We start from the raw sequence: 6386 nt of genomic DNA on the forward strand, positions 1-6386 counted from the left end.
CTTCGGCCACGCTCTTGGCCGCATCGGATTCAGCAAGTCCCAAGACCGCCACTGGGTCCATGAAGCTGACCACCACCTGGCCGGTTTCGCTCTCGCGCATGATGAAGTTGCAGGGCAGCAGGGTGCCGGCATTGGGTTCTTCTGAGATGATCCGGTCGGCCAGTTTAGGATTGCAGGCACCAAAGATACGATAGTTGGGGATCGCCTTGTCGATCTTTGCCTTGAGGATCGCCTGCACATCTACCTCGCTGACGATGCCGAGATGCTCCTCCATCAGGGTTGCCTTGACCCGTTCCACTGCCTCATCGAAGGGCAGATCAAGTTCTGTGTGAAATTCGTACATAAAGCCTCCGTTGTTTGGGTGCGCAGAAGATAGCTTTCATGATGGCTGTAGACAACGAGGATTATCAATGGAGGTATGCCAACGCCCTTGTAGAAAAAGGGGGAACTCCGGGGGGGGAAGCTGCTCAGTAGTCGCTGGCGAACTGCTCCCGACACTGCAGCAGCAGGCTGCGGTAGGTGCTGATCAGATTTCGTTCCAGCTCGGAGCTGGCTGGAGTGAGCCGAGTTATCGCCTGTTCATAGTGGGCGACCTGTTCGATGGGGGGCATCTCACATGGGTGGATGAGCTTATGCTCCTGTTGCTGCAGTAAAATTGCTGTTGAAGCGATCATCTTCCCTGTTCCTAAATGTGCTGGTGTAAAGATTTGACGGGGCGCGTATTGTGAGCTGCATCACACTAGCGGACAAGTGGAAATCAGCTTGATGTGGGAAGATTATTTGCACAACAAGATCCACGCATCTCCTTGATAATCAGTCTATTGACCCAATTCAAAGATTTCTGAGCAGATTTCCCCTTTTATGGTTCCGCGCACTAGAGAGGTTCGCCGTGTCTGAATCGATGCAATGTCTGCTCGAACTCATGGCCAGACTGCGGGATCCGGAGACTGGCTGTCCCTGGGATCGAAAGCAGAGCTTCGCAACCATTGCGCCCTACACCATCGAAGAGGCCTACGAGGTGGCCGATGCGATTCAGCGCGACGATCTCGAGGATCTCCGGGAGGAGCTGGGGGATCTGCTGTTTCAGGTGGTATTCCACGCCAGGATGGCGGAGGAGGCGGGGCAGTTCGATTTCGAGGCAGTGGTGGCAGGAATCGTGGAGAAGATGGTGCGTCGGCACCCCCACGTATTTGCCGATCAAACCCCGGCCAATGAAGCAGAACTGCGTCACGCCTGGGAGCAGCAGAAACTGCATGAGCGTCGCGCCAAGGCGGGTGATGCGGGGCACCGGGTGCTGGATGGGGTAGCCCAGGCGCTGCCGGCCCTGATGCGCGCGGAGAAGCTGCAGAAGCGGGCGGCCAAGATCGGCTTTGACTGGCCGGAGATCGGGGCTGTTGCCGACAAGCTGCGGGAGGAACTGGGCGAGGTGGAGGCGGTGATTGCGGCTGATCAAGCGCAGCAGCGGGAGGAGGAGATCGGTGACCTACTGTTCAGCTGTGTTAATCTTTCCCGTCATGCCGGGGTGGATGCCGAGAGTGCCCTGCGCAGCGCCAACCATAAATTTGAACGCCGTTTTGCCCGCATGGAGCGTCTGCTTCGGCAACAGGGTGGTGATATCCACGCCACCGGCATCGACACCCTAGATCCGCTCTGGAAACGGGTGAAAGCGGAGGAGCGCAACAGGTGCAACACTGAGGAGAATCAGGAATGAGCCAGTCCGCAATGGGCTATCTGCGGCACATCTATAATTGCAACACCTGGAATCCAGCCAACTTCACCCCTTTTTGTATCGCTGGAGAGCAGGTCGGACGTCTAAAGCAACCATTGGTCGAGGCGCTTGGTCAGTGGCCAGAGCGGTTTCGCATCAGCCGGGAGCAGGTCGAGCTGATCGACGAGCGGGACGACTTCGACTACCGCACCGCGCAGTTGGGCGAGGTGGTGGATGCACTGGTCGAACAGGGTGTGATCACCCATCAGCACGGTGAACGCTACCCGGTGACCGCAGCTGAGCGGCAGCACGCCTTTGCCACCATCGATCGTACCTCGGCCCCCTATTTTGGCCTGCGCGCCTATGGCCAGCACCTCAACGGTTATGTGCGTGACAGCGAAGGGCTTAAGATGTGGATCGCGCGCCGTGCCGCCGATCGGCGGGTGTTTCCCGACAAGCTCGACAACATGGTGGCGGGAGGTCTGCCGCATCAGTTGAGTCTGCAGGAGAACCTGCAGAAAGAGTGTGCCGAAGAGGCATCGATCCCGCCGCAGCTTGCCAGCCGGGCGGTGCCAGTCAGCGCCCTGAGCTACTGTCGGGAGACCGAGACCGGACTCAAGCCTGATACCATCTACTGTTACGATCTGGAGCTGCCCGCCGATTTTGTGCCGGAGAATAGTGATGGCGAGGTGGCGGCCTTCTACTTGATGCCGGTGGAGGAGGTGATCGGGCTGGTGCGGGAGACCGACGAGTTCAAGCTCAACTGCAATCTGGTGATTATCGACTTCCTGATCCGGCACGGGATTATGCATCCGGAGGAGCCGGACTATCTGGAGATAATCGAGGGTTTGCATGAAAAACTGTGAGCCGGAGTGCAGTTTGCCGCAGCGAATTGGCATCATCGGATCTGCCCTTGCTTCCCGGATTTGTCCGGGTTAATAAAGAGGGTGGAACGCGAGAGGCAGAAAGAGGGTCAAACCCCTCATTATCTTTCTAGAACCACTAACTACAGCGCGTGTGTGTTATCGGATGAAATCAATTAAAATTTTCCTGCTGCTTGTTATCGGACTTGTGCTGGTCAGCGGCCAGAGCCTGGCTGAGAAGCGGACGGTTCCACTCTCTGAGTTGATACCCTCGCGTAACCACCAGCAGGCGACGGTGGTGATCCTCAAGGTGATCGACAAATACCACTACAAGAAAGCCCCGCTGAATGACGAGATGTCGAGCAAGATCCTTGATCGTTATCTCGATTCTCTCGACCCCAATCGCTCCTTTTTTCTCGCCTCGGATATCAATCACTTCTCCACCTACGAGAAGAAACTCGACAACTATCTGCTCAACGCTCGTTTGGAGCCGGCCTTTTTGATCTTTCGCAGCTACCGCAAACGCGTTAGCGATGCGGTGGCCTACGCTATCGATCTGCTCGACAAGGGCTTCGATTTCGAACGCGATGAGGAGTATCGGTTTGACCGATCCGAGGCCTCCTGGGCCCAAACCCGTACCGAATGGCGCGAGATCTGGCGCCAGCGGGTGAAGAACGATGTGCTCAATCTGCGCATGACCGGCAAGCCTGAGGAGAAGATCAAACAGACCCTGCGTGAGCGTTATCAGGGGCTGGAGCGGCGCATCAGCCAGTTTGATGCAGATGATGTGTTTCAGACCTTTATCAACTCCTATACCCTGAGCATCGAACCCCACACCAGCTATATGTCGCCCAGCACCTCGGAGAACTTCGACATCAGCATGCGCCTCTCCCTAGAGGGCATAGGCGCGGTGCTGCGCTCCGACAACGAGTACACCGTGATCCAGAAGACCGTGCTCGGCGGACCTGCCAAACTGAGCGGCCAGCTGAAGGCGGGGGATCGCATCCTCGGCGTGGGGCAGGGTGTGGATGGTGAGTTGCAGGATATCGTCGGCTGGCGCCTGCAGGATGTAGTCGAGCAGATCCGGGGTCCGAAAGGCTCGGTGGTGCGCCTGCGCATCCTGCCGAAGGGTGAAAGCTCGGACGGCAAATCGAAACTGGTTACTCTGGTGCGCAACAAAATAAAGTTGGAGGATCAGGCCGCCAAGAGTTCCATCATCGAGAAGCTCGATGGCATGAAGGATCTGCGTATCGGCGTTATCGAGATCCCCACCTTCTACCGTGACTTTGCCGCCGAGAGCCGCGGTGAAAAAGATTTCAGAAGCACCACCCGGGATGTGCGCCGGCTGCTGGCCGAGCTGAAGCAGCAGCAGGTCGATGGGGTGGTGATTGATCTGCGGCAGAACGGTGGTGGTTCCCTGAGCGAAGCCACCGAGCTGACTGGCGTCTTTATCGACACCGGCCCGGTGGTGCAGATCAGAGATGCCTTCGGCAAGGTGGAGGTGGAGCGCGACCCCGACAGCGACATCGCCTACCGGGGGCCGCTGGCGGTGCTGGTGGATCGCAACAGCGCCTCCGCCTCGGAGATATTCGCCGGTGCCATCCAGGATTATCAACGCGGCATCGTGGTCGGTGAACCGACCTTTGGCAAAGGCACGGTGCAGACGCTGGTGGAACTGACCCGGTTTGTGCCCGGTGATGACACCGATCTGGGCCGGTTGCGGCTCACCATGGCGCAGTTCTTCCGCATCAACGGCAGCAGCACCCAACACCGGGGGGTGGTGCCAGACATACTCTATCCCACCGCGCAATACTCCTCGGAGCATGGTGAGCGTTCCCTCGACAACGCTCTGCCCTGGGCCAGCATCAAGGCTGCGCAATACGCCTCCAAAGGGGTTAACGCCGTCTCCCACCTGTTGAATCGCCACCAGCAGCGAGTGGGTGCAGACCCGGGCTTCGTGATGCTGGTCGAGCAGGAGAAGCGCTTCAAGAAGGCCGATCAGCGCACCGAGGTGACGCTGCTGGAGGTGCAGCGCCGCAGAGAGTGGGATCAGCGTGAGAAGGCGCGCATGGATTACAAGAACCGCTTCCGTCTCTCGCTTGGTCTGAAGCAGATCGAGACCGACCGCAAGGCCGATGACGAGGAACTACTCCAGGATGACGAGGATCCGGAGGTGAAAGCGACCAACCAGATCCAGGTCAACGAAGCGGCTAGGATTCTGGCCGACTCCATTCTCTATCAGCCTCCCCGTGCAGTGATGCGCTGATGCGGCGTCATTAACCCCGTAAAATATCAGTGTTGCTGGTCACGGTGCGGGCTATAATCGCCCCCTTTTTCAAGGGAGTGTCTGAATGAATCTGGACGCGCACATCGTCCAGATTCATTCAGAGGCATCCAAGGGCAGCCGCTATTTTGTTATCCCGCCTCGAAGAGCGACTGAAAAAGATCGAGCAGAACCAGCTTGGCATCCTGCTGGGTCAGGGCCTGATCGGCCTGGAGAAGGAGAGCCTGCGGGTCACGCCCGCAGGCGGTATCGCCCAGAGTGCCCATCCGGAGGCGCTGGGCGCGCCATTAACCCACCCCTACATCACCACCGACTATTCCGAAGCGCTGACTGAGTTCATCACCCCGCCACTGCAGCAGCGCGATGCGGTGCTCGAGTTCCTGCGGGATGCGCAGAAGTTTGTCTACGATCGGCTGGAGGGGGATGAGATCCTCTGGGCGACTAGCATGCCCTGCGTGGTGGAGGGCGGCTGCACTATCCCCATTGCCCGTTACGGCAGCTCCAATGCGGGGCTGATGAAGACGGTCTACCGGCGTGGCCTGGGACACCGCTATGGCCGCGTGATGCAGGTGATCGCCGGGGTTCACTTCAACTACTCGCTGCCGGAGGCGTTCTGGCCCGGTTATCAGACGTTGGAGGGCGGTAAGGGGGATTTGCAAGGTTTCATCTCCGAAGCCTACTTTGGCCTGATCCGCAACCTGCAGCGTTTTGGCTGGTTGGTGCCCTACCTGTTTGGTGCCTCGCCGGCGATCTGCAAGTCGTTCCTCGGCGGGCGCCCCAGCAGTCTCAAGTCATTCGATGAATTTACCTACTACCAGCCCTACGCCACTTCCCTGCGGATGGGGGATATCGGTTATCAGAACAGCAAGGAGCAGGGCACCGGTGTGAAGGTCTGTTACGACTGTCTCGATGCCTATCTGGAGACCCTGGGGCGTGCCGTCGAGACCCCCTGCCCGATCTATCAGACGATCGGGGTGGAGGTGGATGGGCGCTATGAGCAGCTCAATGCCAACATCCTGCAGATTGAGAACGAATACTACAGCACGGTGCGGCCGAAGCAGATCCCCGACGGTATGGAGAAGCCGATTCTCGCCCTGCGGCGGCGTGGGGTGCGCTATATCGAGTTGCGTTCATTGGATGTGAATGCCTTCGACCCATTGGGGATCGACCAGCCGCAGATTCGTTTTCTTGAGGCCTTCCTGCTGCTCTGTCTGCTGCTGGAGAGCCCTGCGATCAACGTCTTCGAGCAGAAAGAGATCGACCGCAACGAGGGTGCTGCCGCGCATCGCGGGCGCGATCCACGGCTGTTTCTGCAGCGTAACGGGCGGGAGATCCGCCTGCGCGACTGGGCACTGGAGATCTTCGATGCGATGCTGCCGATCTGTGAGCTGCTCGATGCCGACAGCGCTGATCAGCCCTATCAGCAGGCCCTGTCAAGTCTGCGCGAGCGGGTCATCGACCCCAACCTGACCCCTTCTGCGCAGATGCTGGCGCAGATGCGCGAGCAGGGTGAACCCTTCTTTGGCTTTGC

6 protein-coding genes are annotated in these 6386 nt (G+C 58.7%); 4 read left to right on the plus strand and 2 right to left on the minus strand.

Annotated features, from left to right (window positions below):
* Together RIFP1SYM_RS15110 and RIFP1SYM_RS15115 are read right to left on the minus strand one after the other, a co-directional pair.
* A partial coding sequence (locus RIFP1SYM_RS15110; protein ID WP_039960694.1) for a DUF302 domain-containing protein occupies window positions 1–343 on the minus strand: 343 nt, incomplete at its 3' end.
* A gap of 124 nt (window positions 344–467) precedes the next feature.
* Complete coding sequence (locus RIFP1SYM_RS15115) at window positions 468–674, minus strand: hypothetical protein (RefSeq protein ID WP_005966409.1); 207 nt, start codon at window positions 672–674, stop codon at window positions 468–470.
* Window positions 675–889: 215 nt separating this feature from the next.
* Between RIFP1SYM_RS15115 and mazG the strand changes: the two genes are divergently transcribed.
* The 4 genes from mazG to gshA form a co-directional block, all read left to right on the plus strand.
* A complete protein-coding gene (gene mazG / locus RIFP1SYM_RS15120; RefSeq protein ID WP_005966411.1) occupies window positions 890–1711 on the plus strand; it encodes a nucleoside triphosphate pyrophosphohydrolase in 822 nt (273 codons plus the stop codon).
* Complete coding sequence (locus tag RIFP1SYM_RS15125) at window positions 1708–2574, plus strand: NUDIX hydrolase (RefSeq protein WP_005966413.1); 867 nt, start codon at window positions 1708–1710, stop codon at window positions 2572–2574. The genes mazG and RIFP1SYM_RS15125 overlap by 4 nt, the downstream gene beginning before the upstream one ends.
* Before the next feature lie 163 nt (window positions 2575–2737).
* Window positions 2738–4837: a carboxy terminal-processing peptidase gene (locus RIFP1SYM_RS15130; RefSeq protein WP_006475532.1), complete on the plus strand. Its 2100-nt coding sequence runs from the start codon at window positions 2738–2740 to the stop codon at window positions 4835–4837.
* A 146-nt stretch (window positions 4838–4983) separates the two neighbouring features.
* Window positions 4984–6386, plus strand: a 1403-nt coding sequence (gene gshA / locus RIFP1SYM_RS15135) for a glutamate--cysteine ligase (protein ID WP_039960698.1), incomplete at its 3' end; no start/stop codon positions are given.

It is taken from the genome of endosymbiont of Riftia pachyptila (vent Ph05), from assembly GCF_000224455.1.
Taxonomy (GTDB): Bacteria; Pseudomonadota; Gammaproteobacteria; order Chromatiales; family Chromatiaceae; genus Endoriftia; species Endoriftia persephonae.

Bases quoted from the DNA above. Each gene is read 5' to 3' on its own strand.
- RIFP1SYM_RS15115 (WP_005966409.1), bottom strand. From the start codon at position 674: ATGATCGCTTCAACAGCAATTTTACTGCAGCAACAGGAGCATAAGCTC.
- RIFP1SYM_RS15125 (WP_005966413.1), top strand. From the start codon at position 1,708: ATGAGCCAGTCCGCAATGGGCTATCTGCGGCACATCTATAATTGCAAC.
- RIFP1SYM_RS15130 (WP_006475532.1), top strand. From the start codon at position 2,738: ATGAAATCAATTAAAATTTTCCTGCTGCTTGTTATCGGACTTGTGCTG.